Here is a 24261-nt window from a genome sequence, read left to right as displayed (position 1 = left end):
AAAAAGAGCCGGCCCATGGGGCCGGCTCTGATCGTCTCGAACCGAAAGCTGTGCTTACTTGACCAGCGTATACTTGCCATTCTTCACCGTGAGCAGGATGCGCGAGCGCTCATCGAGGCCGTAGCGATCCTTTTCGGTGAAGTTGTAGACGCCCTGACTGGCCGCCAGTTCCTTCTCCGTCAGCAGGGCCTGGCGGATGGCCTCGCGAAACTCCGGCGTGCCCGGCTTGGCCGTCTTCAGTGCAGCCGGAATGATGCGTTTGAGAAGCTCGAAGGCGTCGTAGGAGTGACCGGCAAACTGGCTGCGGCTGTTCGGGCCGTACTTCGCTTCATAGGCGGTGTTGAGCGCAAGGCCCGGCTTCTTCGTCTGCGCCTCGTCCGGCTGGTCTTCCGGATCCATCACCGGGCCCGAGGCCATCAGCACGCCTTCCGCGGCTTTGCCGGCGATGCGGATGAAGTCCATGCTGGCAGCGCCGTGGGTCTGGTAGATCAGCCCCTGATAGCCGCGCTCGCGCAGCTCGGTCTGCGGCAGCGCGGCCGCGGTGCCGGAGGCGCCGACCAGGATCGCGTCGGGATTGGCAGCGACGAGCTTCAAGACCTGCCCGGTCACCGAGGTGTCGGGACGCGCGAAGCGCTCCTCGTCGACGACGGTCACGCCCATCGGCACGGCCTGCGCCTTCAGGTCGTTGAACCAGAGGTCACCGTAAGAATCGGAGTAGCCGATATAGCCGACGGTCTTCACGCCCTTGGACTTCATGTGGTCGTAGAGCACCTTGCCCACGATCGGGATCGGCTGCGGCATCGCCACCGACCACTTCATGCGGTCCGGCGTGATCGGAAACGGCGCGAGGCCGAAATGCGGAATGCCGGCTTCGTTGGCGACGTTGGAGACGGCGATCGTCGGCGGCGTCAGAGCCGAACCCATGATGATGTCGGCCTTGGATTCCGTGACGAAGCGGCGAGCGTTGGTGGTCGCCGTCGTCGGGTCGCCGCCGTCGTCGAGCACGATCACCTTCAGCGGCACGCCGCCGATCTCCTTCGGCACGAATTCCAGCGCGTTGCGCTCGGGAATGCCAAGGGCCGCGCCCGGGCCAGTCGTGGTGGTGGTGATGCCGATGGTGATTTCATTGGTCTGCGCCAGCGCCGGCAGTGCGAGCGTCGCGGCGGCGATCGCGGCGGTCAGGTAAAAGCGTCTCATCTATTCCTCCCTTTACGTGTTTCTTTGAAAGCAGAAATCGGGGGTTAATTCAGCCCCGTCTTTGGATGGTGTGGCGATTTAGCTCCCGATGAATTTCGTCACCATTTCCGGAGGAAACGGCGCCGATTTCAGCTTGTCCGGGTCGGCCGGGTCGCGGCCGACCAGGACGCGGGTCTCGAAGGCTTCGATTGCCAGCGCCTCGCCCTTGTAGACGTTGTGCTTCACCTCGAAGCTCGAGCGCTTGATGCTCTCGATCCGGGTCTCGATGGTGATCCAGTCGCCATGGGTCGAGGGGATGTAGAATTTCGCCCGCGTGTCGACCATGGGAATGCCGACCAGGCCATATTTGTGGACCAGGTCCTGCTTCGAGAAGCCGGCCTTCTCGAACAGGACCGAGGTCGAATCGTCGAACATGCCGAAATAGCGCGGGTAATAGACGATGTTAGCGGGGTCGCAATCGCCCCACTGGATCTGTACGTCGCGCCGGTTCACGAACATGTCGCGCCCCTACGATTGCCGTTCTTACTTCGGCGCCATGCGCAGCGAGGCGTCGAGGCGCACCACTTCGCCGTTGAGGTAGGGATTTTCCACCATGTGCAGCGCGAGCGCGGCGAATTCGTCCGGGCTGCCGAGCCGGCGAGGGAAGGGGATCGCTGCGGCGAGCGAGTCCTGGGCCTCCTGCGGCAGGTTGGCGAGCAAAGGCGTCAGGAACAGCCCGGGCGCGATGGTGAGCACGCGGACGCCGAACTGAGCGAGCTCACGCGCGATCGGCAGCGTCATGCCGACGATGCCGCCCTTGGAGGCCGAATAGGCCGACTGTCCGATCTGGCCGTCATAGGCAGCGACCGACGCGGTGTTGATGATGACGCCGCGCTCGCCGGTGGCCTGCGGCTCGAGCTTGGACATCTCGGTCGCGGCGAGGCGCAGCATGTTGAAGGTGCCGATCAGGTTGACCTTGACCACCTTGTCGAAATCGGAGAGCGCCATTGGTCCGTCGCGGCCGACGACGCGCTTTGCAACGCCGATGCCGGCGCAGTTGACCAGCACGCGCGCCGGGCCATGCGCCTTAGCGGCCTGCGCGATCGCGGCTTCGGCGGAAGCCGCATCGGAGACGTCGCAGGCGACCGCGACGCCCTTGATCTCGGCGGCGACGGTCTCTGCGAGCTTGGCATTGAGATCGCAGACCGCGACCTTGGCGCCCTGCGCCGCCAGTTTACGCGCGGTGGCAGCACCAAGTCCCGATGCGCCGCCGGTGACGATGACTGCCTGATCCTTCAACAACATGGCGTTCTCCTTCGAATTCGAATGCGATCGGATCGATCGATCTGCTCCCTCCCCCCGTTCTTACGGGAGAGGGTTGGGGTGAGGGGCTGCTTCCGCAAAAGAGGTGAAAGACGGACACGCGGAGAGTCCCCCTCACCCGAATTTGCGCTTCTGCGCAAATTCGATCTCTCCCCGCAAGCGGGGCGAGGTGAAGGGAACGCCGGGGCCGACTGTTTCACGACAAATCTCGTCCTGTTAGCCGACCGATATCACACGGTCCGATGGATTGGCAGCGTAGAGCTCCTCGATCAATGCGGCGCGATGTTCGAGCACCGCGCGCTGGTTGATCGAACCCTTGTCCGTGACCTCGCCCTTGTCGATCGACAGCGGCGCGTCCAGCAGGATCGCGCGCGTAATTCGTGTCGAGGAGCCGGTGGCGGTACTGAGGAAACGGATCAGGCGCTCGCGAAAGGCGTCGCGGACCAGACGGTCTCGCGCGGTCACGACGAGATCGTCGGCCGCCAGCGTCGGATTGATCAGGCGGCAGCCGTCGAGGTCGAGCACCACGAGCGCGGAGATCTCGTCGCGATTGATCCCGGCGATGACGACGTCGCGCACCAGCGGCGCGCAGGCCGCGATGAGGCGGGCGCGAAGCGGGCCGACGCTGACCCACGTGCCGCTCGCGAGCTTGAAATCCTCGCTGACACGGCCGTCGAAATCGAAGCCGGCATTGAGATCATCGGGGTCGGCAGGCTTCAGCGCATCGCCGAGCTTGTAAAAGCCTTCCTCGTCGAAGGACTTTGCGGTCACGTCCGGCTGGCGCCAGTAGCCGGGCATCACGTTCGGGCCCTTACAGCGGACTTCCAGCTTGCCGTTGTTCGGCACGAGCTTGGCATCATTGCCCGAGACAGGCAGACCGACATGGCCGGAGCGGCTGGTGCGCGGATTGACCGACATGAAGAACGGTGCGGTCTCGGTCGCACCTAAGCCGGTCAGCATCGGTACCCGATAGCCCTTCTCCTTGACCGCGAGCTCGTCGAGGCTGTTCCAGACGAAGGGCGAGAGAGCCGCGCCGGAGAAGAACATCGCGTGCAGCCGGTCGAAGAATTTTGCGCGCAGGGCCTGGTCGTCGCGCAAGTAGGGCAGCAGCGATTCATAGCCCTTGGGGACATTGAAATAGACCGTCGGCGAAATCTCCTGGAGATTGCGCACGGTCTCCTCGATGCCGCCGGGCATCGGCTTGCCGGCGTCGAGATACATCGAGCCGCCGTTGTAGAGCGTCAGTCCGATATTGTGGTTGCCGCCGAAAGTGTGGTTCCAGGGCAGCCAGTCGATGATGACGGGTGGTTCGTCCTTGAGGAAGGCGAGCGTCTCGCGCAGCATCACCTGGTTGGCGCAGATCATGCGCTGGGTGTTGATGACGGCCTTGGGATTGCCGGTCGAGCCGGAGGTCAGCAGGAATTTTGCGATCGTGTCCGGGCCGATCTTGTCGTGCACCTCGTCGAGCGCGGGATGGATCGGTGTCGCGATGAGATCGGCGAGCCGCGTGACGTCGCGTCCGGCCACGGTGCCGTAGGATGCGGCGATCTCGGTTCCGAGCGAGACGTTGGCAAGAAGCGCATCCGCGAACTTGTCGGCGTCCTCGGCGAAGACGAGTCCGGGCGTCAGGAGCTGCATCAGATAGGACAGCTTGCCGTAGTCCTTCGACACCAGCGAATAGGCCGGCGACACCGGGCAGAACGGAATGCCGGCGTAGAACGCGCCGAACGCGAGCAGGGCATGATCGATCGAATTGCCGGAGAGAATCACGACCGGCTTGTCCGCCGACAGGCCACGCTGGATCAGGGCCGAGGCGATGTGCCGGCTCGCCGTGAGCAGCTCGGCATAGGTGATCTTGCGCCAGCCGCGTCCGCCTTCGCGCTCCGCCATGAAGATGCGGTCGGGCGTGGTCTTTGCCCAATGATGCAGGCGGTCGGTGATGCGGACGGGATAGTCGCCGAGCGGCTGCTTCGGCCTGAGGTAAATCGTGCCGTCCTCGCGCCGCTCGATATTGACGGCGGGATCGCCGAACGAGATCGGCCGCAGCGGGAATGTGCTCACGCCGCGCTCCGTGGTGGAAGAGGACGGCTGCGCGCTCATGACTTCGGCTTCACCTTGGCGGTCTTGTGCTCGAGGAACTCGCGGATCCTGCGCTTTGCCTCCTTGTCGCTCTGCGCCACCGTCGCCATCAGCGATTCCATCAACAGGCCGGTCTGCGGATTGGCTTCTGCGATCATCGGCAGCGCCTGGAGCACGGCAAAATTCGTCAGCGGCGCATTGGAGGCAATGCGGGTGGCAAGCTCCAGCGCCTTGCCGAGTCCATTGCCGGCTTCCGTCACGTATTGCGCAAAGCCGTAGGAAGCGCCTTCGGTCGCCGAATAGACGCGCCCCGTCAGCATCATATCCATCATCCGCGCCACTCCGATCAGTCGCGGCAGCCGCACCGATCCGCCGCCGCCGACGAAGATGCCGCGCTGCCCCTCCGGCAGCGCGAAATAGGTCGAGGGCTCGGCGACGCGGATATGCGCGGCACAGGCCAGCTCCAGCCCGCCGCCGATCACGGCGCCTTTCAGCGCGGCGATGACCGGCACGCGGCTGTACTGGATGCGATCGAACACCCGGTGCCACATCTGCGAATGCAGGAGCCCGCCGGTGGCGTCGTGGTCGGTCAATTCGGAGAGGTCGAGGCCGGAGGAGAAATGGTCGCCGATGCCGTGGATGACGACCGCGCCGATATCCTCGGGCAGCGTCGCGAAGCAGTCGCCGATTTCCAGAATGATGCCGTCGTTCAGCGCATTGCGCTTGGCCGGCCGGTTCAGACCCACGGTCAAAACCCTGTCCGCCCTCTCGATCTTGAGCAGCCCGGCGGCACCCGCGCTGGCGGCTTCGGCGTTTCCCTGTGTCATTTGCGTCCTTGTCAGAATAGTTATGTTGTATAACGAATTCCGGGGGAGTCAAGGCGGGGCGGATAGGTCAGGATGCGGTTCCTAGCGGGCCATCGAGGTGCTTGGCCGATTTTTGCGACTGACACGTTAGGGATGCGCTTCCTTTGCGGCCAACCTCCGCTCGTCACCCCTGCGAAGGCCGTTCCGCACCATCAACCTCAGGGAGCGATGTGGCGCGAGATCGGGGTTACGGGTCGTCGCCAAACCCCTTCCTGTGGCTATGGATCCCGGGCTCGCGACTTCGTCGCGCCCCGGGACGACGAGCCGAGTTTAGGGCGCCGACACTACCCCATTTTTCGTCATTGCGAGCGAAGCGAAGCACTCCAGGAATGTATCCGCGCAGACAGTCTGGATTGCTTCGCTTCGCTCGCAATGACGTCTGTTCGGCTCACATCACCTGATGCACGTCGATCACCACCCGGTCCGCATGGCGTGCGGCGGAGGCGACGAAGATGTGCTGCATCAGCCAACGGTACTTCTCGTGCCCCGTCTCGAACTTCGGCACGGTGCGGAAATAGATCAGTTTCGGATCGACGGGCTCGCCCCGTTTGAGCTTCTGCAGGAGCTCGATCGGGCCGAAGCGCATGCCCTTGTTCTCAACGTAGACAGTGGCGCCGTCGTCGGTCTCGAAGGCGTATCTGGCTTCGAGATCGATCAGTTCGTTGGGGCGGATGGTCTGGAAATCGGCGCCGTAAGGCAGCACCTTGCCGGTGACCGTGCCTTGCACCTCGCCGCCGATGATCGGAATGATGCGGCGAACGCCGATCCCGGTCTCGCCGGCGGTGATGACGTCACCGATGCGCGCGGTGATGGTGAAGACGTATCTTGTTTCGAGGGTGAGGGTCATCGGGTCAGCTCCTGTGTCGTGCCGACGACGCGCCGCCTGACCCTCTCCCCTTGTGGGCCTGTTGCGCTACTGGCTTTTGAGGCCGAGACAGGTCAGGGGAGAAGCTGGTTGCCGGGGTAGCGGGCCGACGAAGGGGTCGGCTGGTGCCCTCGGCGGGCGGCTCAGGCTGTGATCGCAGCCCATTTCCTCATGTTGAACGCGATGGAGGCGAGCAGGACTTGCCCGCTTGCTTTGGCAAGACCGACATAACGGATGCAGGTCAGTCGCATGCGGCGTTTGAGGGTGGCGAAGGTGGTCTCCACCGTTGCCCGTCGTCGGGCGATGAGAAGGTTGTAGCGTTTGAGCCTCGGCGGCAGCTCCGGGTGATGCCTGTTGGGACGACGTGCGATGCGGGGCTTTTTGCCTTCAGCTTTCAGCCGGGCCCGCCTGGCATGGGTGTCATAGGCGGCATCGGCCCACACCACGGCTTCGTCGCCGCGGATCAGATCGTCCGCAGGCGTCGTGTCGTTGATATTGGCGGGCGTGGTCAGCACCGACCGGATCAGGCCGGAGCCCTCATCGACACCCATGTGAGCCTTGTAACCGAAGGTCGAGCCGCTTTTGCCTTGCCGCTTGGCAAACCGGGCATCGGGATCCTTCGACGGCTGTTCTTGCGTCGGAGGCGCTGACACCGCCTGGATCAATGTCGCATCCAGCATCGTGCCGCGCTTCAGGATGACACCAGCATTCTCAAGCTGACGATCGAGCTCACCAAACAGCTTGTCCAGCAGCCCTTGCTCAACAAGCTGGTTCCGGAAGCGGTTCAGGACCGTGTGATCAGGCGTCGCATCTTCGAGACTGAGACCCACGAAGCGCTTGAACGACAAGCGGTCCCCCAGCGCCTCCTCGAGCTCGCGCTCCGAAAGACCATAGAGCGACTGCAACAGCAGCGCGCGAAACAGCACCAGCACCGGATAGCCCGGGCGGCCAGGGCTTCCTTCATCCCGCAAATGCGCCATCAGCTTCTCGAACCGGTACCATTTGACCAAGCTCGACAACCGATCCAGCGCCGCATTGGCACCGGCTCCCTTCGGCAGCCACGCCTCAATAAAACTCGGCTGCCCCGTCTGCTTCACCGCCATCGTCAGTCCTCCAGGGCTCTGCCCTACAGAATCACAGTCGTGGGATTACGCAACAGGCCCCTTGTGGGAGAAGGTGGCGCGCGCAGCGCGCCGGATGAGGGGTCTCTGTCCGCGAATGAATCCTGTGCAATGGTGTTCGCGGATGCAACCCCTCATCCGGCGCTTCGCGCCACCTTCTCCCACAAGGGGAGAAGGGAAAGCAGCTCCTCGCTTGCGAGCGATCCATCATCAATGCGCCATCATGCGCGTCGGCAGCCAGGTCGCGAGCAGCGGGAAGGCGATCAGGATCACCAGCCGTACGAGGTCGGTCGCGACGAAGGGAATGACGCCCTTGAAGATGGTGGAGAACGAAACATCCTTCACCACGCTTTTGATGACGAAGACGTTCATGCCGACCGGCGGGTGGATCAGGCCGAGCTCGACGGTCATGACGATGATGACACCGAACCAGATCGGATCGAAGCCGAGATGCGTGACCACGGGGAAGATGATCGGCACAGTGAGGATGATCATCGCCATGGCGTCCATCAGGCAGCCGAGCACGAGATACATCACCATGATCAGCGCCAGCACGCCGTAGGAGCCGAGGCCGAGGCCGGTCAGGAACTCCGTGACCTTTTGCGGCGTTTGCGTCACCGTGAGGAAATAGCCGAAAATCAGTGCGCCGATCAGCACGGTGAACACCGCGGCCGCGGTGCGCGTGGCCTGAAGCAGCGAGGCCAGGATCTTTTCGCGATCGAGCCGTCCGGTCAGTACGCCGATGATGAAGGCCCCGGTGGCGCCGACGCCGCCGGCTTCGGTCGGGGTGAAGCGTGGCAGGAAAGGCAGACCGTAGAGACCGCCGATGACGAAGACGAACAGCAGCACCGGCGCCCAGATGTCCTTCAGGCCGGCAAAGCGTTCGCGCCACGGCAGCACCTTGCCCTTGGGCAGGAAGTCGGGCCGGAAGTATCCGATCAGGCCGATCGTGATCATGTACATGGTCATCGCGAGCAGGCCCGGGATGATGCCGGCGATGAACAGCTTTCCGATGTCGTGCTCGGTGATGATGCCGTAGACCGCGAGCACGGTGGAGGGCGGCAGCATCGCGCCGAGCGTGCCGCCGGCGGCGATCACGCCGGTGGCGAAGGATTGCGGATAGCCGAAGCGGCGCATCTCCGGATAGGCGACGGCCGAGAAGGTCGCGGCGGTTGCGACCGACGAGCCGCAGATCGCCGCAAAGCCGCCGCAAGCGCCCACCGTCGCAATGCCGAGGCCGCCGCGCAAATGCCCGACAAACCCGTTGGCGGCGCGGAACAGCTCGCGGCTCATGCCGGAATTGCTGACGAAGGAGCCCATCAGCAGGAACATCGGGATCACGCCGAAGGTGTAGTCGGTCACCGTGCGCATCGAGGTCTGGCCGACCAGCTTCAGCGCCGGGGTGCCGCCGACGAGATAGGAGAAGCCGGACACGCCGACGAGGCCCATGGCCATGCCGACGGGCACGCGCAGCAGCATCAGGAGAAATAAGGAAACGAAGCCGATTACGGCGACGGCATCGGTGCTCATGGTTACTCCGTCGCCTTCAGCTTGGGGTCGTGCATTTCTTCGGGGTGGAAGATCAGCCGGTAGGTGCGGATCGCGATCAGCAGCACGGCGGAAATGTCGCCGATCCAGGCGATCGCGAAGAACGGCCAGGTCGGCATGTGCAGGTCGAACGTCTGCACATTGTCGTTATAGGTGCCGCGCACCTTGTCGAACAGCGTCCAGGTCTGCACGGTGACGACGAACAGCAGCACCAGGGTCGCGAACACGTCGATCCAGCGCTGATAGCGCGGCGTGACATTGGCCCAGACCAAGTCGACGGTGATGTGGGTGCCGCGATAGGAGGTCGCGGCGATGCCCCAGAAGATCAGGATGCCGAGCAGCATGCGGCCGATGTCGAAGGAATCGGGGATCGAATAGTTCAGCGTGTTGCGCAGCAGCACAGACAGGAAGATGTCGAGCGCGACGATGCCGACGAAGCCGGCCGCGATCCATTCGATCGTGTCGATAAAGCGATCCATCCAGGCGCGCTTCATGGGATGGTCCTGTTGCGTGATGTCATTCTCTGGATCCAGGTCTCGCCGCGCAGTTCGCCTCTCCCCGCGTGCGGGCAGAGGCCGGAATTCGCGCGAAAGCGCGGTTTCCGGGTGAGGGGGACTCTCCGCGAGTCGGACTGTCACCGCCCTCGCGGAGACTCCCCCTCACCCCAGCCCTCTCCCCGCAAGCGGGGAGAGGGGGAGGAAGCGCCGTGCGCTCCCGACTTCCGCATCTGCAGAACAACGGCGGCGAGATGCTTCCCGCCGCCGCCTGCCTGTCGTCACGCTACTCCGCCAGCGCGTTGTACTTCTTCAGCGACGCCTTCAGGTCCGCGAGTGCCGCATCCGGATCGACGCCGGTCTTCTTCACGCCGTCGCCCCAGGTCTTGACCAGCGGCTCGGCGGCCTTCTTCCAGGCGGCGGTCTGCTCCGGGTTAAGCTTGTAGACCTCGTGGCCTTCTTCCGCCTTGATCTTGTCGATGCCGGCGTCCTCGAACTTGCCCCAGTGCTCGCCGACCACGCCGGCCATTTCGGTCGTACAGTTCTTGTCGATCGCCGCCTTCTGCTTGTCGGACATCGCGTTGTACTTGTCCTTGTTCATCACGAAGACGAAGGTCGTGACGTAGAGCGGCGCCTGCATGTCGTACTTCGTGACCTTGTCGATGCCGAACAGCACCAGCGAGCCCCAGGGGAAGGTGACGCCGTCGGCGACGCCGCGCTCTATGATGTCGCGCACTTCGGGCGCGGACGACTGCACATTGGTGCCGCCGAGCGAGGTGACGAAATTCGCCATGGTGGCGTGCGCCGGGCGGATCTTCAGGCCCTTCACGTCTTCCGGCATGACGATCTTCTTGGTGCGGGAGTGGAAGGAGGAGGGTGAGTGGACGAAGGCGAGACAGTATTTGACGTCCTTCATCTCCTTCTCGGCATATTTGCGGTACCACGCGTCGAGCCCCATCGAGCCGCCCTTGGCGTCCGAGATCAGGAACGGCACCTCGCCGGCACCGATGATCGGGAAGCGGCCGGGCTGGTAGCCCGGATTGACATAGGTGACGTCGGCGATGCCGTCGCGGGCCATGTCGTAATGGTCGAAGGCCTTGCCGAGCTGTTGCGCCGGGAAGACCTTGCCCTTGACGGTCCCGCCGGAATCCTTCTCCACCGCGGCCGCCCAGTCCTCCAGTGATTTCTGCAGCGGGTGCGAGGCCGGCACCCAGTGCGAGATCTTCAGATCGAAGGTCTTTTCCTGCGCAAACGCAGGCGTCACGCTTGCTGCCAGCAGCAGTGCCAGACAGGCTTTCCTCATCGGTCCTCTCTCCCTCTCTTGACCCGCAGCTTCACCGGCCCGGGCTCGTTAGTTAACATGTTATCTAATTCGCAGGCTTGTTCAAGCCGGAACCGGCGACGCATTGCCTGTGTTACGTCAGCCCTGTTGCATGGATTTGTCGCGCTGCGGCGACGCGCACTCCCTTTTGCCCAACCGTTATGTGATATAATTATCGTGCGCGGGCCAGCGCGACAAGCGAGCCGCGACGCACCCTACAGGATCGGGAGGAGCAAGTATTGCGGACAAAGGTCGCAATCATCGGGGCAGGGCCGGCGGGATTGTTGCTCGGGCAACTTCTGCACCTTTATGGCGTCGACAACGTCATCGTGGAACGGCAGAGCGCCGACTACGTGCTGGGGCGCATCCGTGCCGGGCTCCTCGAGGAAGGCACCGTCGCGCTGCTCGACGAGGTCGGGGCCGGCGGACGCGCCCATGCCGAAGGGCTGGTGCATGAGGGCATCGAGCTTGCTTTTTCCGGGCGCCGCCATCGCATCGACATGAAGGGCGCGACCGGCAAGACGGTCATGATCTACGGCCAGACCGAGGTCACGCTCGACCTCATGAATGCGCGGCAAGCGGCGGGCCTCACCACGGTTTACGAGGCCAAGGATGTCCGGCCGCATGATTTCGACGGCAGTCACCCGCGCGTAACTTACGTCAAGGACGGCACCACCCACGAGATCACCTGCGACTTCATCGCCGGCTGCGACGGCTTTCACGGCATCAGCCGCGCCACTGTCCCGTCCTCGGCGATCGAGGAGTTCGAGCGCGTCTATCCGTTCGGCTGGCTCGGCATCCTCTCGGACACGCCGCCGGTCAGCCATGAGCTGATCTATTCCAACCACGCCCGCGGCTTCGCGCTCTGCACCATGCGTTCGACCAAACGCAGCCGCTACTACGTGCAATGCGCGCTCGACGACCACATCGACCAGTGGCCTGACGACCGCTTCTGGGACGAGCTCAAGCGGCGGCTCGACCGGGAGGCGGCCGACAGCCTCGTCACAGGCCCCTCGATCGAGAAGAGCATCGCGCCGCTGCGCTCTTTCGTCGCCGAGCCGATGCGCTTCGGGACGATGTTTTTGTGCGGCGATGCCGCCCACATCGTGCCGCCGACCGGCGCCAAGGGGCTCAACCTTGCGGCCAGCGATGCGCATTACCTCGCGACCGCCTTGCGCGAATTCTACGACGAGAAATCAAGCGCCGGGATCGATGCCTATTCGACCACGGCGCTGGCGCGGGTCTGGAAGGCCGTGCGCTTCTCCTGGTGGATGACCTCGATGCTGCACAAATTCCCCGACACCGGCTCGATCGGCGCGCGTATCCAGCTCGCCGAGCTCGACTACGTCACGCACTCGAAGGCCGCGATGACGTCGCTGTCGGAGAATTATGTGGGATTGCCGTTCTGACGAGGCGCGGGGATCAGCTTCCGCTCACCCCTTCGGCGGGGCGAGCGGCTGCACGATCTCCTTGAACGGCGCCAGCGCCTCGCAAGCGTCGGCATGCGCGGCAAGCGCCGGATAGCGCGACGCATCGAACAGTGACGGGTGGGCTTCGCGGGTGAAGCGGACGACGCAGGCCACCGCGACGTCGGCGTGGCCGATGCGATTGCCAAGCCAATAGGGCGTCGTCACCTTTGCGCGCTCGGCCTCTAACACGCCGAGAACGTCGGCGATCTGCGTGGTGCAGCGCTCGACCCACAGCGCAAGCTGCTGATCCTTGCGCAGCACGCGCTCGTAGAGCAGGCTGACCGCCTTGTCGCCGAGGCCCGTGGCCAGCGCGCAGATGCGCAGGTGCCGCCGGCGCTCCGCGCCCGCGCGCGGCAGCATCGCCTTCTCGCTTCCGACGAGATCGTCGAGATAGTCGAGGATGATCGTGCTCTCGATCAGCGCCTCGCCGTCGTCGAGCACCAGCGTCGGCACGCGGCGCAGGGGATTGTACGGCGCGATTCTATCGGCATCGCCGAAGGTCGACCACGGTTTGTGGTCGAACGCGAGACCGTAGAGCCGCAGCGCAATCGCGACGCGACGGACGAAGGGGGAATCATATTGGCCGATCAGGAACATGGTTTGCACCTCTAGACGTTTTCCTCGATAGCGCGCTTCATCGCCGCGATCGCCGCCTCGTTACGCCGATACATCGTCCACTGCTTGATGCGCTTGGCGCGCACGAGCTTTGCGGCGGTCAGCACCCGCATGTGCTCGCTCACCGTCGGCGCGCTGACGCCAAGCTTCTCCGCGATCAGGAGACCGCAGACACCGTCCTTGACCAAGTCGCCGTCGACCTGCTCGCGGAAATGCTTTCGCGGCTCGCGAAGCCAATCCAGGATCTGCAGGCGGCGTTCATTGGCCAAGGCCCGCAGGACAAGCGCAATGTTCATTTAGCCATTTTGCTAATTATCTAATTGATGTCAACCCTCCGACGCGCTATCAGGGACATCATGACAGCGACCACGGACATCACGCGCGAGCGGATTGCGGCGACCGAGGCCATCATCCGCCCGCATATCCGGCGCACGCCGCTCCTGAAGGCCAGTCTCGCCGATTTTGGCTTGTCGGATCATCCCGTCATCTTCAAGCTTGAGATGTTGCAGCATTCCGGATCGTTCAAGGCGCGCGGCGCCTTTGCGAACCTGTTGCTGCGGCAGGTGCCTAAGGCCGGCGTCGTCGCGGCGTCCGGCGGCAATCACGGCGCGGCGGTCGCCTATGCGGCGCAGCGGCTCGGCATCCCCGCCACGATTTTCGTGCCGGAGATCACGTCGCCGGCAAAGGTGGAGCGGATCAGGAGCTATGGCGCGGCGCTCGTGATCGCGGGCAGCCGCTATGCCGATGCACTTGCCGCGAGCGAGGCCCATGTCGAGCGCACCGGTGCTATGGCGGTCCACGCCTACGACCAGACGGAGACCCTGCTCGGTCAGGGCAGCGTCGGATTGGAGCTGGAACAGGATGCGCCCGAGATCGACACGTTGCTCGTGGCCGTCGGCGGTGGCGGCCTGATCGGCGGCATCGCGGCATGGTACGTCGGCAACACCCGCATCATCGCGATCGAGCCGGAGCAATCGCCGACCTTGAATGCTGCTTTCGAGGCCGGAGCGCCGGTTGATGCGCCTGCCGGCGGCATCGCCGCCGACAGCCTTGCACCGCGGCGCGTCGGGCAATTGATGTTTCCGATCGCACGCGCTCACGTCGAGCGGGTCGTGCTGGTCGGCGACGACGCGATCCGGCGGGCGCAGGCCTCACTGTGGTCGAGCCTGCGCATGGTGACCGAGCCCGGCGGCGCGACCGCGTTTGCGGCGCTGCTCTCCGGCCGCTATCGTCCCGCGCCGAAGGAGCGGGTCGCGGTGCTGATCTGTGGCGCCAACACCACGGCGGTAAACTTCGAGAGCTGATTTGCGTCGGGGAGGATCATGCGCATCGTCCCCTCTTCCTACCGCGGCGTCAGCGTGATCGCCTCGGCGGTCGCGGCTTCGACTGCGGCGCGGCTGTAGAGCAGAGGCACATATTGCCCCGTCGCCCAGAGCGGCGCGAGGTCACGATAATGGCCGCTGAAGGGATCGCCCGACTGGCCCGGCGTGTTGATGGTGCGGCTCGCATCCCAATTGCCGACGTCGAGCACCATGCGGAACGAGGCGCCGGAGATGAGCCGGTAGTCTGCGCGGCGATAGGTGGCCGCGCGCGGTACATTGGCGGCGCCACCGAACGCGAGCGGGCCGACCGACAACTGCGTTGCCGTGGCTTTGTCGGCAAGTGGTATCAGCGCGTGGTCGAACTTTGCGACGTGCAGCCGGCCCCAGCGCCAGGTGGATGAATCAGGGCCGAGTTTGCTTGCGACGTCGGCGATCGCTGCGCCCAGGCTGTCGCGCAGGATCTGGTCGCGCGTCGCAGCGGGATCGGAGCCGAGCGCGGCATCCGGAGATTCGAGGTAGGCGACGATCGCCGAAATGCTGGACGCCTCGGGCGCGATCATATCGGCCGCCTTGGGCGCTGTGGTCTTCAGCAGCACCGGTCCGAGATGGTTGGCGATCCAGACTTCGAACACCGCGGCCGCAGCGCTGTCGGCGGCGTCTCGCGCGTCCCACGGCTTGAGCAGTTCGAGGCCCTTCTTCACGTTGACATCATCGGAGGACAGGGGCTGCAGCAGTTTGACCAGCCGTCTCCCCAGCATCGCGGTGTCGTCGTTCTGCAAATCCATGGCGTCTGCGAGCGTTACCTTGCTGTTGGCCTGGAGCACCTCGACAATGCGCTGCCAGCGCGCGCTGTCGGCCCATTCGAAGCCGACCTTGCGTTCGCTGACGGGATAATCGGGCGGCAGGTTCATCTGGTTCGCGGTGGCGAGAAAACCCTGCTTCGGCTGATAGGCCTTCGGCAGGTCGTCGAGCGACAGAAAACCCTGCCATTCGTAGCGGCCGTCGCCCGGCACCGGCATCAATCCGTCATAGTTGCCGCGGCGCGGCGTCTTGCCGGCAGCGACCCAGCCGATATTGCCGCGCGTATCGGCATAGACCTGGTTCTCCGACGGCGCGCCCCAGCGCCGCATGGCCGCGAGGAATCCGTTCCAGTCCTTTGCCGTCATGTAATCCGACGAGCCGAAATAGGCCGAGGTGCCCGGCTCGAACCAGATCGAGCGCACGGCGAACGCGCGCTTGTTCGCCTCATCCACGAGGATGACGGGACCGTGCCGGGTAAATTTCAGCTCGAGGTCGCGATCGGCCTCGCCCTTGACCTGCTCTTTCTCGTGGACGACGCGCATGTCCTCCCAGCCGTTGCCATAGCGGTACTGGTTGGAGTTTTGCGGATTGAGCTCGTAGACGTAGAGGTCTTCCTGATCGACGTTGAAGATCGTCAATCCGAAGGCGATGGTGCCGTTGTGGCCGATCGAGATGCCGGGCAGTGCCGGCTCGCCGGCGCCGATCACGGACAGGCCGGGTGCGTTGAGCCCGACGATGTAGCGCAGCGAGGGCACGCTGTGCTCGCGATGCGGATCATTGGCGAGGATCGGACGACCCGTCGCGCTGCGCGACGGCGCGATCACCCAGTTGTTGGAGCCGATGGTGTCGCGCTGCTGATCGGCCTCGGTGAGGAACTTGTCGGGATCGTGCGCGAGCGCGGCGTGGCGGTCTTTCGGCTGCGCAAAGGCCACTGGGCGTATGGCGAGATCATAGGCCGCGAGCACGGCCTTCGGTACACTACAGGGATCGAGGCCGTCCGGGACCTTCGTTGTCCAGGCCGGCTCCAGCTTCACGCGAAACCGATCTGCGTCGAGGCCGGCCGCGCAGGCGACCAGCGAGCGCTTGACCTCGGAGGCGACGTTGCGCGTCAGCCCATGGCTGCGAACGCGAACAACATCCTCCGCGGCCCAGGGATCGGGCATGGTGCCGGCGATTCTGAACTCGATAGGCAGTGGACGCTTGCCCGCGCGGACCTCGGCCACATAGGCATTGATGCCGGCGACGAACGCCTCGGCATAGGTTTTCGCCTTGGGCCCGTAAGCCGCCCACTCCGCATTCATGTCGCCGCGATAAAGGAACAGCCGCAACGCCTTGTCCTGCTCGGCATAGGCCGGGCCAAAGTCCTTGGCGAGCAGGCCGAGCCCACGCTTGCGCCAGAGATCGATCTGCCAGAGCCGGTCACGCGCCGCGTTGAAGCCCTGCAGGAAGAACACGTCGTGCTCGTTGCCGGCATAGATGTGCGGGATGCCCCAGACATCGACCAGGATCTGGGCGGGCGCCTTGAGGCCGGCGACATCAGTCTTGACCTGGCGCGCGCTTTCGAGCGGGTTTTCCTTCTCGCGCGCTATGGCGGTTGAAGTCAGCAGTGCGGCGCAGATCGCCACGCCACAAAGCCTCGAGACGACCCGGTTGAAATCCGCGTTCATTATCGTTCCTCCGTTGTCGTTATTGGGCGCCCGCGGCGCGCCCGTCATTCCCCCTCGTCGCTCGCCAGCACGCCCTTCACCGCGCGCGCCCAGCCGGCGAGCTTCCGCTCCCGCGTCGCCTGGCTCATGTTGGGCTTGAAGCGATGCTCGAGGCGCCAGTTGTCGGCGAACTTGGTCGGCTCGGGATAGACGCCGGCATTGAGGCCGGCGAGATAGGCGGCGCCGAGTGCCGTCGTCTCCTGGATCACGGGGCGGTCGACGGGAGCGTCGAGGAGATCGGCGAGGCGTTGCATGGTCCAGTCGGACGCGGTCATGCCGCCGTCGACGCGCAGCACGACGCTGGCCGTCTCCGAGCTCGGCCAGTCGGCGCGCATCGCGGCCCAGAGGTCGAAGGTCTGGTAGCAGACGCTCTCCAGCGCGGCATGGGCGAGTTCGGCCGGGCCGGTGTTGCGGGTGAGCCCGAACAGCGCGCCGCGCACGCGCGGATTCCAGTAGGGCGCGCCCATGCCGACGAAGGCCGGCACGAGATAGACGCTCTGCATCGAATCGGATTGATCGGCGAGCGGTCCGGTCTCGGCGGCGTGCTTGATGATGCCAAGGCCGTCGCGCAGCCACTGCACCGCGCTGCCTGCGACGAAGATCGAGCCTTCGAGCGCGTAGGTGCGTTTTCCCTCGAGTTGATAGGCGATGGTGGTGAGTAGCTTATTCCTGGAGACGACCGGCGTGGTGCCGGTGTTGAGCAGCGCGAAGCAGCCGGTGCCGTAGGTCGACTTCATCATGCCCGGGCGGAAGCAGGCCTGCCCGATGGTCGCGGCCTGCTGGTCGCCGGCGATGCCGGCAATCGCGATCGCGCCGCCGAACAGGTCGGGCGTGCTCTCGCCGAAGCGGGCGGAGGAGTCCTTCACCTCGGGCAGCATCGAGCGCGGCACGCCGATGATCTCCAGGAGCTCGTCGTCCCACTGGCCGGTATGGATGTTGAACAGCAGCGTGCGCGAGGCGTTGGTGGCATCGGTCGCATGGACCTTGCCGCCGGTGAGGCGCCAGAGCAGATAGCAATCGATGGTGCCGAACATCAGCTCGCCGCGCGCGGCGCGGGCACGGGCGCCCGGGACGTGGTCGAGGATCCAGGCAACCTTCGTTCCCGAGAAATAGGGATCGATGATCAGGCCGGTCTTTTGTGAGATCACCGGCTCATGGCCGTCGTGCTTCAGTTTCGCGCAGATGTCGGCGGTGCGGCGGTCCTGCCAGACGATGGCGCGGTGCACGGCTTGTCCCGTAGCACGGTCCCACACCACCGTGGTCTCGCGCTGATTGGTGATACCGATCGCGGCGATGTCCTTTGCGGTGATCCCTGCCTTCCCGATCGCGTCGCGGCAGACCGCCACGGTCGAGGTCCAGATGTCCTCCGGCTCGTGCTCGACCCAGCCCGAGGCCGGAAAATGCTGCGGAAACTCCTGCTGCGCCGTCGCCGCGATGGAAATATCGCTGCGAAACACGATCGCGCGCGAGGAGGTGGTGCCCTGGTCGATGGCGAGGACGAAAGACATGGAAGCTACCTTGGCGTTTTCCCTGATCGGGAAGGTTATTGTGTTCCCGTCCAAGAAAAGGGATTGAACAAGGAAGGTCAATATCATCTGCAGCCGCCATGGCGAAAACTCGGGACGGCAAAGGCGAGCCGGGTCAGGGCACTAGGACCGTATCGACGCAAATGCTACATGCCAGCGGCAAAAACGGGGCTGCATGACGTTCACATCTCCAGAGTTCGGCGCCTACGTCGCTGTTGTCTTCGGCGCCTATTACTTGCCGCTGTTCCGAAACGTGCAGGTTCAGATCCTGGTACTAGCCAGCGTGTTCTTCTACGGCTTTGGCCAGCCGGATCTGTTGCCACTGCTGCTCGTCGCGGTGCTGGGGACCTATGCCTTCCTGGTACTGGCGTTCGACGATCGCGCGGTTTGGATGCCCGCAGGCATCGTATTCAACCTCGCGCTGCTCGCGTTCTTTAAATACAAGTTCCTGTTTATCGAGGCTGCCGCACTCCATCCGACCGGCGTTGCGCCGCTCGATTTCATGCTGCGGTTGCCGCTGCCGATCGGCATCTCGTTCTTTGTGTTCCACAACATCAGCCTTCTGGTCGACCTGACGCGGGAGAAGCAGCGGCCGCCGCTGAAGAACGTCTTTCTCTACATCATCTTCTTTCCGCAGCTTGTCTCGGGCCCGATCACACGCGCCGGCCAGTTCATGCCGCAGATCGTGCCCAAACGGATCGCCGACGTCGCCTTTGTGGAGGCGGCCAAATGGATCCTGGCCGGCTACTTCTTCAAGCTGTACGTCGCCAACAATCTCAACGAGATGACGTCCTATATGGACTTCCCGCTTTACGAGACGCTGCGCACGCAGGATCGCTGGCTCCTGGTGTTCCTCTACAGCTACCAGATCTACGCCGACTTCTTCGGCTATTCGGCGATCGCGCTCGGCCTTGGGCTGTTGTTCGGCTATCGCCTGCCGGTCAACTTCAACCTGCCCTACATTTCGACATCGTTCTCCGAGTTCTGGACGCGCTGGCACATCTCGCTGTCAAACTGGCTCAGGACCTACCTCTACATCCCGCTCGGCGGCAACCGGGGCGGTCCAGCGAGAACCTGTTTGAACCTGATGATCGTGATGACGCTCGGCGGACTCTGGCATGGCGCGAGCCTGAGCTACGCGCTGTGGGGTATGCTGCACGGGGCCTTTCTTGTCATCGAGCGCCCGTTCCTCAAGCTGCTTGACGAGGCCGGACCGACGATCCGGATCCTGCGCATGGGCATCGTGTTCCTGTGCGTGACTATGTTGTGGATTTTCTTCAAGCTGCCGAACTTCGATCATGCGCTTGCCTATCTGCAGGGGATGTTCGTGCCGACGACCAATCCAAATCCGACAAAGCTGTTCTACAATCTCGCGCTGCTCTACAGCCTTCCAGTGATCATCCAGCATCTCGGCATCAGTGGCCTTGTCGACGGCAAATGGCGACGATGGGAGCCCTATCTCTACGGCGCGCTCGGGGCGCTCGCTTATCTTGAGGCGGGGCCTGACGCGGCGTTCATCTACTTTCAGTTCTGAACATGAGGCGATTGTCGGCGGCACTGTCATGGCTGGCCAGATGTGCGGTGGTCGCGGCGGCCTTGCTGCTCGCGTGCCAGGTTGCGACGGCGTGGATCGGCACAGCCCTGCAACAGCCCGCGGTGACGACCCGCGATGGCAGCCTCATCACACTCAATCGCTATATCCAGGAGCCGCTGCCTGATGTTGTGCTGGTGGGCAGCTCGGTCACGTGGCGCCTGAAGGAAGAGTATTTCGCGCATCCGCGCGTGCGCAATCTTGGACTGGCGGGCGGCTCTCCGCTGACTGGCCTTGAGATCGTTGCGAAGCAGCGCCGCCTGCCGCGGATTGTGCTGATCGAGACGAACGTGTTGTCGCGTCGTGTCGATAACGCGTTGGTCCAGAAATTCTCCGGCGGTGTTCGTCCTGACGCCTTGTTTCTCCGCCCAATTCGAACGGTGATTGCCGCCTATGAGAGCTGGCGCCATGCGTCGCCCAGTCCCGCGCAGGTTCACGCAGAGCTTGAGCAGGTGTTGCGACAGCCTCCCGCGACGTTCGACAACACGGCTTATGCCGATCGTGCGCTGGAACAAATGAATGCTGAAGATCCGACGCTGGCGACCCGCGACAACGTCGCTCTGATCAAGGAACTCATCGCAGACATCGAACGGCGCGGAGCGCGGGCCTTGCTGATCGAGGTTCCGTACTCACCCGAAATCGAAGGATCGCGCTTCGCTCGGATCACCAAGGACATTGTCCACGGTGCGTTCCCGGACTCCCACCGCTGGCTGCCAATCGATCCGCCGCACGTCGACTTGCGGTGGGCCGACGGAATTCATCTCGACGAGCGATCTGCGCTTCTCGTAGTGCGCGCGATCGAAAAGGCCCTGGCCGAGCGCGGCGAACGCCCATCGTGATCGCCGCTGACGATTACACCGCCGCCGTGGTTACGCCGCCGTCGATGACGATAGTCTGGCCGGTCATGAAGCTCGATGCGTCGGAGGCGAGGTAGGCTACCGCGCCGGCGATCTCGTCGGGTTCGCCGATGCGGCGGAGTGGCGTGGTGGCGGTGCGGCGCTTGAGGAGGGCTTCGTCCTCCCAGAGGGCGCGGGCGAAATCGGTTTTCACAAGGCCCGGCGCGATGCAGTTGACACGCACGCCCTTGGGACCCCATTCGCCGGCGAGCGAGCGGCATAGTGCGAAGTCGGCCGCCTTGGAGATGCCGTAGGCGCCGATCACCGTGGAGCCGCGCAGGCCGCCGATCGAGGAAATGATGACGACCGAGCCGCCTCCGCGCTCCGCCATCTGCGGGATCGCGAGCGCCGAGAGCCAGATGTTGCTCTTGACGTTCGAGCCCATGATCTTGTCGAAGGCCTCATCGGTGATGTCGAGCAGCGGGCCGTAATACGGATTCACCGCGGCGTTGCAGACGAGGATGTCGATCTTGCCAAAATGCTTGGTGGCGCCCGCGATCAGCGCCTCGACCTCGTTCTTGCGGGCGATGTTGCAGGGGATGACGATGGCATCGCCGCCGGCAGCGTTGATGCTGTCGGCCACTTCCTTGCAGGCATCCGCCTTGCGCGAGGAGATCACGACCTTGGCGCCGAGTTTCGCCAGCAGTTCGGCAGACGAGCGGCCGATGCCGCGGCTCGAGCCGGTGACGACGGCAACCTTGCCGGTGAGATCGAACGGGGTGTTTTTCATTGGTGTTGGCCTCGCTGATTCCGCTTGTTCAGGCGTCATCGCCCGGCTCGACCGGGCGATCCAGTATTGCAGAGGCGGCGCGGCTAGAACCGAGAAGCCGCGGCGTACTGGATCCCCCGCTTCCGCGGGGGATGACAGTCATCGTGGATCAGATCAACCCGCCAGCATCGGCAACACGGCGCTGGTGATACTCGGTGTCGCCGAACGTGTTCTCGATCATGGTCAGGCGCTTGAAGTAGTGGCCGATCTTCGCCTCCATGGTCATGCCGATGCCGCCGTGGAGCTGGATCGACTGCTGGCCGACGAACTTCAGCGACTTGCCGATCTGCACCTTGGCCGCGGCGATTGCATTCGAGCGCTCCTTGGCATCCTCGAAGTCGTTCGCCATGGTGGCGAACATCGACATCGAGCGCGCCTGCTCGGCGGCGACGAACATATCGGAGGCACGATGCTGGAGGCTCTGGAACGAGCCGATTGCGACGCCGAACTGCTTTCGTGTTTTGATGTATTCGACGGTCGTCTTCAGCGACTCGTCCATCAGACCGACCGCCTCGGCGCAGAGCGCGACGCGGGCTTCATCGACCACGCGCTCGATGAGCGCGAGCGAATCCTCGGGATTGCCGATCGCAGCATCCGCGCCGACCTCGACGCCGGTCAAGGTGATGTCGGCGGCGTACAGGCCGTCCTGGGTGGGATAGCCCTTCTTGCTGACGCCCTTGGCGCCCGCAGGGACCAGGAACACGCCGATGCCGGTCTTGTCGCGGCGGTCGCCCTTGGTGCGCGCGGTCACGACAAGCGTGTCGGCGTTTTCGCCGTTGAGCACGACGAACTTCTCGCCGTCGATGACCCAGCCGTCACCCTTCTTCTTCGCCGTCGTGGTGACGTCGAAGAGGTCGTAGCGCGAGTTCTTCTCGAGCTGGGCAAAGGCGAGCGTCTTGCTGCCGTCGATGATGCCGGGTAGATGCGCGGTCTTCTGCGCATCACTGCCCGCGTGGCGCAGGAAGCCGCCGCCGATCACCACCGTTGCGAGATAGGGCTCCAGCACCAGCGCTTTGCCGAGTGCTTCCATCACGATCATGGTCTCGACGCCGCCGCCGCCGAAGCCGCCGTCGGCCTCCGCGAAGGGCAGGCCGAGCAAGCCCTGCTCGGCCAGCTTGCCCCAGACGGCTTTGCTCCAGCCGCCTTTCTCCTTCATGTACTTCTTGCGCTGCTCGAAATCGTAGGAATCGGTCAGCAGGCCGTCGATGCTTTCCTTGAGAAGCCGCTGCTCCTCGGACAGATCAAAATCCATGTTTCTCTCCAAAATCGACGGTGGCGTTTGCCCCTGCCGTCGCCTTACCCTCTGATGTCATCCCCGCGAAGGCGGGGATCCAGTAGACACTGCCGCCTGTCGTAACCACGGCTGCCGCGGCTTACTGGGTCCCCCGCCTTCGCGGGGGACGACAGCGTCCTTCGTGTACTCAGTCGCTCACAGCCCCAGCACCGCCTTGGCGATGATGTTGCGCTGGATCTCGTTGGAGCCGCCGTAGATGGAGACCTTGCGGTTGTTGAAGTAGCTCGGCGCGATCTGGGCGGTCCAGTCCATGGCTTCGTTCGAGCCGTCGTCACCATGGATGTCATACGGAGCCGCGAACGGCCCGATCACTTCCATGAGCAGCTCGGTCGTGGTCTGCTGGATCTCCGAGCCCTTGATCTTCAGCACGGAGGAGGCCGGATTGGGCTTGCCCTTGCCGTGCTTGCCTTCATCGGCGACGACGCGGAGCTGCGTCAGCTCGAGTGCCTTCAGCTCGATCTCGCAGGCCGCCAGCTTCTCGCGGAAGGCGGGATCCTGGATGATCGGGCGGCCAGCGGACTCGACCTTCGATGCCAGGTCCTTGATGCGGCGGATGCGCTCCTTGGAGACGCCGACGCGGGCGATGCCGGTGCGCTCATTGCCGAGCAGGAACTTTGCGTAGTCCCAGCCCTTGTTCTCCTCGCCGATCAGATTCTCGTAGGGCACCTCGACGTCGTCGAAGAAGACTTCGTTGACCTCGTGGCCGCCGTCGATGGTCTGGATCGGGCGCACGGTAACGCCCTTCGACTTCATGCTGAAGACGATGAAGGAGATGCCCATCTGCTTCTTGGCGCTGGCGTCGGTGCGGCACAGGCAGAAGATCATGTCGGCGTGCTGGGCCAGCGTGGTCCAGGTCTTCTGGCCGTTGATGATCCACTTGTCGCCCTTGCGCTCGGCCTTGGTCTTCAGCGAGGCGAGGTCCGAACCCGAGCCCGGCTCCGAGAAGCCCTGGCACCACCAATCGTCGACGTTGGCAATGCGGGGCAGGTACTTCTTCTTCTGCTCCTCGTTGCCGAAGGTGTAGATGACCGGGCCGACCATGCTGACGCCGAAGGCGAGCGGCTGCGGTGCCGGATAGGACTGCAGCTCCTCGTTGAAGATGTAGTGCTGCACGGATGTCCAGCCCGTGCCGCCATACTGCTTCGGCCAGTGGCTGACGCCCCAGCCCTTCTTGTTGAGGATGCGCCACCAGGCGACCATCTCGTCCTTCGACAGATGGCGGCCCTCGACCAGCTTGCGCCGCGTATCCGGCGGCACGTTGTCGCGGAAGAACTGCCGCACCTCCTCGCGAAACGCCTGCTCTTCCCTAGTGAATGCGAGATCCATCGGATCCTCCTGTGAGCGAAACCCAGTTTCTTCTTTTCTTCGTCATCCTGGCGAAAGCCAGGATCCATTACCACAGGCCTTCGTTGTGTCGGGCGGTGGCTGCCATTTGCGCCTCTTACCGAGACACGGGGTAATGGGTCCTGGCTTTCGCCA

General features: G+C 64.1%; 21 protein-coding genes. 4 read left to right on the top strand and 17 right to left on the bottom strand.

The genetic code is table 11. From position 1 onward, the window contains the following. Positions 1 to 54: 54 nt before the first annotated feature. The 10 genes from MTX21_RS22730 to MTX21_RS22685 form a co-directional block, all read right to left on the bottom strand. The gene (locus MTX21_RS22730; RefSeq protein WP_280966905.1) at positions 55 to 1197 is read right to left on the bottom strand and encodes an ABC transporter substrate-binding protein; all 1143 of its coding nucleotides are present in this window, start codon (positions 1195 to 1197) and stop codon (positions 55 to 57) included. Positions 1198 to 1275: 78 nt separating this feature from the next. Continuing rightward, complete coding sequence (locus tag MTX21_RS22725; RefSeq protein ID WP_280966904.1) at positions 1276 to 1695, bottom strand: thioesterase family protein; 420 nt, start codon at positions 1693 to 1695, stop codon at positions 1276 to 1278. 24 nt (positions 1696 to 1719) lie between these two features. Next, the gene (locus MTX21_RS22720) at positions 1720 to 2481 is read right to left on the bottom strand and encodes an SDR family NAD(P)-dependent oxidoreductase (RefSeq protein WP_280966903.1); all 762 of its coding nucleotides are present in this window, start codon (positions 2479 to 2481) and stop codon (positions 1720 to 1722) included. A gap of 234 nt (positions 2482 to 2715) precedes the next feature. Next, positions 2716 to 4599: a feruloyl-CoA synthase gene (locus tag MTX21_RS22715; RefSeq protein ID WP_280966902.1), complete on the bottom strand. Its 1884-nt coding sequence runs from the start codon at positions 4597 to 4599 to the stop codon at positions 2716 to 2718. Continuing rightward, entirely contained in the window at positions 4596 to 5405 is an 810-nt protein-coding gene (locus tag MTX21_RS22710) for a crotonase/enoyl-CoA hydratase family protein (RefSeq protein WP_280966901.1), read from the bottom strand. The genes MTX21_RS22715 and MTX21_RS22710 overlap by 4 nt, the downstream gene beginning before the upstream one ends. A gap of 427 nt (positions 5406 to 5832) precedes the next feature. Continuing rightward, positions 5833 to 6291: a DUF3237 domain-containing protein gene (locus MTX21_RS22705; protein WP_280966900.1), complete on the bottom strand. Its 459-nt coding sequence runs from the start codon at positions 6289 to 6291 to the stop codon at positions 5833 to 5835. A 161-nt stretch (positions 6292 to 6452) separates the two neighbouring features. Beyond that, on the bottom strand, positions 6453 to 7412 hold the full coding sequence (locus MTX21_RS22700; protein ID WP_280964961.1) for an IS5 family transposase: 960 nt from the start codon (positions 7410 to 7412) through the stop codon (positions 6453 to 6455). A gap of 228 nt (positions 7413 to 7640) precedes the next feature. Next, on the bottom strand, positions 7641 to 8960 hold the full coding sequence (locus tag MTX21_RS22695) for a TRAP transporter permease (RefSeq protein ID WP_280966899.1): 1320 nt from the start codon (positions 8958 to 8960) through the stop codon (positions 7641 to 7643). 2 nt (positions 8961 to 8962) lie between these two features. Then, positions 8963 to 9472 (bottom strand): TRAP transporter small permease, encoded by a 510-nt coding sequence (locus tag MTX21_RS22690; RefSeq protein WP_027549560.1) that lies wholly within the window; start codon positions 9470 to 9472, stop codon positions 8963 to 8965. 286 nt (positions 9473 to 9758) lie between these two features. Further along, positions 9759 to 10775: a TRAP transporter substrate-binding protein gene (locus tag MTX21_RS22685; RefSeq protein ID WP_280966898.1), complete on the bottom strand. Its 1017-nt coding sequence runs from the start codon at positions 10773 to 10775 to the stop codon at positions 9759 to 9761. A gap of 257 nt (positions 10776 to 11032) precedes the next feature. Between MTX21_RS22685 and pobA the strand changes: the two genes are divergently transcribed. After that, positions 11033 to 12202: a 4-hydroxybenzoate 3-monooxygenase gene (pobA, locus tag MTX21_RS22680; RefSeq protein ID WP_280966897.1), complete on the top strand. Its 1170-nt coding sequence runs from the start codon at positions 11033 to 11035 to the stop codon at positions 12200 to 12202. Between the two features lie 24 nt (positions 12203 to 12226). Here pobA and MTX21_RS22675 read toward each other — a convergent pair whose 3' ends face one another. Both MTX21_RS22675 and MTX21_RS22670 read right to left on the bottom strand, forming a co-directional pair. Next, positions 12227 to 12859, bottom strand: a complete 633-nt coding sequence (locus MTX21_RS22675) for a glutathione S-transferase family protein (RefSeq protein ID WP_280966896.1) — start codon at positions 12857 to 12859, stop codon at positions 12227 to 12229. 11 nt (positions 12860 to 12870) lie between these two features. Continuing rightward, positions 12871 to 13173: a helix-turn-helix domain-containing protein gene (locus tag MTX21_RS22670; protein WP_280966895.1), complete on the bottom strand. Its 303-nt coding sequence runs from the start codon at positions 13171 to 13173 to the stop codon at positions 12871 to 12873. A 27-nt stretch (positions 13174 to 13200) separates the two neighbouring features. Between MTX21_RS22670 and MTX21_RS22665 the strand changes: the two genes are divergently transcribed. Then, positions 13201 to 14181: a threonine/serine dehydratase gene (locus MTX21_RS22665; RefSeq protein WP_280966894.1), complete on the top strand. Its 981-nt coding sequence runs from the start codon at positions 13201 to 13203 to the stop codon at positions 14179 to 14181. A 38-nt stretch (positions 14182 to 14219) separates the two neighbouring features. On the opposite strand, the gene MTX21_RS22660 is transcribed toward MTX21_RS22665, so the two are convergent. Next, positions 14220 to 16667 (bottom strand): penicillin acylase family protein, encoded by a 2448-nt coding sequence (locus MTX21_RS22660; RefSeq protein ID WP_280966893.1) that lies wholly within the window; start codon positions 16665 to 16667, stop codon positions 14220 to 14222. Between the two features lie 44 nt (positions 16668 to 16711). Further along, positions 16712 to 18214, bottom strand: coding sequence for a glycerol kinase GlpK (gene glpK, locus MTX21_RS22655; RefSeq protein ID WP_280966892.1), 1503 nt, complete (start codon positions 18212 to 18214; stop codon positions 16712 to 16714). Between the two features lie 193 nt (positions 18215 to 18407). Here glpK and MTX21_RS22650 point away from each other — a divergent pair, with 193 nt between their 5' ends. Next, positions 18408 to 19766, top strand: coding sequence for an MBOAT family O-acyltransferase (locus tag MTX21_RS22650; protein WP_280966891.1), 1359 nt, complete (start codon positions 18408 to 18410; stop codon positions 19764 to 19766). Between the two features lie 11 nt (positions 19767 to 19777). Further along, positions 19778 to 20662: a hypothetical protein gene (locus MTX21_RS22645; protein ID WP_280966890.1), complete on the top strand. Its 885-nt coding sequence runs from the start codon at positions 19778 to 19780 to the stop codon at positions 20660 to 20662. 13 nt (positions 20663 to 20675) lie between these two features. On the opposite strand, the gene MTX21_RS22640 is transcribed toward MTX21_RS22645, so the two are convergent. From MTX21_RS22640 to pimC, 3 genes are all read right to left on the bottom strand, one after another. Beyond that, positions 20676 to 21449: an SDR family oxidoreductase gene (locus MTX21_RS22640; protein WP_280966889.1), complete on the bottom strand. Its 774-nt coding sequence runs from the start codon at positions 21447 to 21449 to the stop codon at positions 20676 to 20678. A gap of 148 nt (positions 21450 to 21597) precedes the next feature. After that, positions 21598 to 22740, bottom strand: coding sequence for a pimeloyl-CoA dehydrogenase small subunit (pimD, locus tag MTX21_RS22635; RefSeq protein ID WP_280966888.1), 1143 nt, complete (start codon positions 22738 to 22740; stop codon positions 21598 to 21600). A gap of 177 nt (positions 22741 to 22917) precedes the next feature. Continuing rightward, a complete protein-coding gene (gene pimC, locus MTX21_RS22630) occupies positions 22918 to 24108 on the bottom strand; it encodes a pimeloyl-CoA dehydrogenase large subunit (RefSeq protein ID WP_280966887.1) in 1191 nt (396 codons plus the stop codon). Positions 24109 to 24261: the final 153 nt, after the last annotated feature.

Origin of the sequence: Bradyrhizobium sp. ISRA430 (assembly GCF_029909975.1) — a bacterium.
Classification (GTDB): Bacteria; Pseudomonadota; Alphaproteobacteria; order Rhizobiales; family Xanthobacteraceae; genus Bradyrhizobium.
This window is presented reverse-complemented; position numbering and strand designations above follow the sequence as displayed.